This window comes from Mesorhizobium sp. M4A.F.Ca.ET.050.02.1.1 (assembly GCF_003997725.1).
Classification (GTDB): domain Bacteria; phylum Pseudomonadota; class Alphaproteobacteria; order Rhizobiales; family Rhizobiaceae; genus Mesorhizobium.
The window spans coordinates 1-1,983 of sequence record NZ_RZSG01000977.1 but is presented as its reverse complement, the minus strand read 5'-3'; the positions used below and the strand labels follow the sequence as shown (position 1 = coordinate 1,983).

The window sequence follows — 1,983 nt, the reverse complement described above, 5'->3', positions numbered from 1 at the left end:
GCGTTGGCCACCGGGGCCGATTCGGTCGTCGTCTCCATGCTGACCAGCGGCACCGGCGCGGTGCAGCAGGCGGTGGCGGCAGCGCAGAATTCCAAGCTCGGTACCGGTGGCTCCAAGCACCGGCACCTTTCGTCGGGCGAATGGGTCGACCATGGCCACCACGCGTTGATGCGCATCTCGGCCTTCAAGGCGGTGGGCGGCTATGACGAGACGTTCAGCCACAATGAGGATGCCGAGCTCGACTACCGGCTGCGCCAGGCCGGCTACCGCATCTGGATGAGCGGCAGGACGCAGATGGTCTACTATCCGCGCTCCTCCCTGAAGAGCCTCTATTTCCAGTATCTCGGCTATGGCCGCGGCCGCGCCAGGAACGTGCTCAAGCACCGCATGGTGCCCAAGGTCCGGCAGATGATCCCGTTGCTGGTCTTCCCGGTCGTCCTGCTTGCCGCCTTCTCCTTCGTCCACTGGCTGGCGGCGGTGCCGTTCCTGGTGTGGGCGGCGGTCTGCCTCGGTTATGGTATCGCAGCCGCCATCGGTCAGCGTAATGCTGGCCTTACGCTTGTGGGCGTGTCGGCAATGGTCATGCATTTCGGCTGGTCCGTCGGATTCTGGCTGCAGCTCCTCGGTCGCCGAGCGCAGCGCGGGGTGGCGTGATGGCCGCCAAGACCCGCTCCATCGACATCTGCGTCTGCACGTTCAGGCGGCCCGAGCTTGCCGACACGCTGCGCTCCATCGCCGCCATGGACAGGCCCGCCGGCTTCGAGATCGGCGTGGTTCTCGCCGACAATGACGATCAGCCAAGCGCCCAGGCGCTGGTCAAGGCGTTGGCGCTGGAGTTGAAGCTGCCGATCCGCTACCGCCACGCGCCGGCGCGCAACATCTCGATCGCGCGCAATGCCTGCCTCGATGCCAGCGTGTCGGATCTTGTCGCCTTCATCGACGATGACGAGACCGCATCGGTCCGCTGGCTGGCCGAACTTGTCGCCACGGCCGAGGCGAGCGGCGCCACCGCCGTGCTGGGGCCGGTGCGGGCGCATTACGGACAGGATGCGCCGGCCTGGATGCGCAAAGGCGATTTTCATTCGACCTTGCCGGTCTGGGTGCGCGGCGAGATCCGTACCGGCTACACCTGCAATGTACTCCTGAGAACCGGCGAAGCGAGCCTGCGCGGCCGCCGCTTCAGCCTGGCGCGCGGCCAGACCGGCGGCGAGGACACCGAGTTCTTCGACAGCATGGTCAGGGACGGCGGCAGCATCGCGTTTTCACCGGATGCGCTGGTCGAGGAGGTGGTGCCGCGCGCCAGGGCGGCGTTCGACTGGCTGCGCCGCCGCCGCTTCCGTTTCGGGCAGACGCACGGTCATCTGATCGGGCACGGCGCGAGCGGCTTCAGGCGCGTCGCGCAAGTGGGCCTCGCCTCGGCCAAGGCGGCCTACTGTTTCGGCATGGCGGCGCTGACCGCGATCAGCCCGGTGCGCAGGAACCGCAGCGTGCTGCGCGGCATCATGCATGTCGGCGTCGTCAGCGGCCTCGTCGGCGTTCGCGAGATCCGCCAGTACGGCCTCACCTCCGCGCAGGAAGGAGGCAAGCATGCAGCCTGACGTCAGCTTCGTCATCGCCGCCTACAATTCCGAGGCGACCCTCGACCGGGCGATCGCCAGTGCCCTTGCCCAGCATCACGTTTCCGTCGAGGTCATCGTCGTCGACGACTGTTCGCGCGACCGGACGCTCGACGTGGCGCGCGCCTATCCAGAGGAAATCGTGCGGGTCCTCGCGCTTGAGCAAAATCGCGGTCCCGGCGGTGCCAGGAACGCCGGCCTCGAGGCCGCGCGGGGCCGGTGGGTGGCGGTCCTTGATTCCGACGATGCCGTCTATCCCGGCCGGATCCGCGCCATGATCGCGCGGGCGGAGAAGGCCGGCGCGGTGATCGCGGTCGACAATCTCCAGGTCGTGCGCGAGGACGGCGTGCCCGAGGACACGATGTTC

At 67.9% G+C, this 1,983-nt stretch carries 3 protein-coding genes; all 3 read left to right on the top strand.

The features are described from left to right. On the top strand, nt 1–654 hold a 654-nt coding region (locus tag EOA33_RS33885), incomplete at its 5' end, for a glycosyltransferase family 2 protein (RefSeq protein WP_281033589.1). Continuing rightward, nucleotides 654–1,598: a glycosyltransferase family 2 protein gene (locus EOA33_RS33880; protein WP_127407594.1), complete on the top strand. Its 945-nt coding sequence runs from the start codon at nt 654–656 to the stop codon at nt 1,596–1,598. The genes EOA33_RS33885 and EOA33_RS33880, both read left to right, overlap by 1 nt. Then, nucleotides 1,588–1,983: glycosyltransferase family 2 protein (locus tag EOA33_RS33875; RefSeq protein ID WP_145989460.1), on the top strand; the 396-nt coding region annotated here is incomplete at its 3' end. The genes EOA33_RS33880 and EOA33_RS33875, both read left to right, overlap by 11 nt.